The sequence below is a fragment of the Mesorhizobium sp. M8A.F.Ca.ET.181.01.1.1 genome, from assembly GCF_004792025.1.
Taxonomy (GTDB): domain Bacteria; phylum Pseudomonadota; class Alphaproteobacteria; order Rhizobiales; family Rhizobiaceae; genus Mesorhizobium.
In genome coordinates this window covers 1-300 of sequence record NZ_SRTV01000246.1, presented here as the reverse complement: position 1 = coordinate 300, position 300 = coordinate 1, and the positions used below count along the sequence as shown (strand labels likewise).

At 55.0% G+C, this 300-nt stretch carries 1 rRNA gene; it reads right to left on the bottom strand.

Annotated features, from left to right (window positions below):
• A 23S ribosomal RNA gene (locus EN824_RS34465) occupies positions 1 to 300 on the bottom strand; the annotation flags it as partial.

Genomic DNA, 300 nt, shown 5'->3' with positions numbered 1-300 from the left:
GTGCCAAACACCGCCGTCGATATGAACTCTTGGGCGGTATCAGCCTGTTATCCCCAGAGTACCTTTTATCCGTTGAGCGATGGCCCTTCCATACAGAACCACCGGATCACTATGACCTGCTTTCGCACCTGCTCGACTTGTCGGTCTCGCAGTTAAGCACGCTTATGCCATTGCACTATCAGCACGATTTCCGACCGTACCTAGCGTACCTTCGTACTCCTCCGTTACACTTTGGGAGGAGACCGCCCCAGTCAAACTGCCTACCATGCACTGTCCCCGATCCGGATTCACGGACCAGGG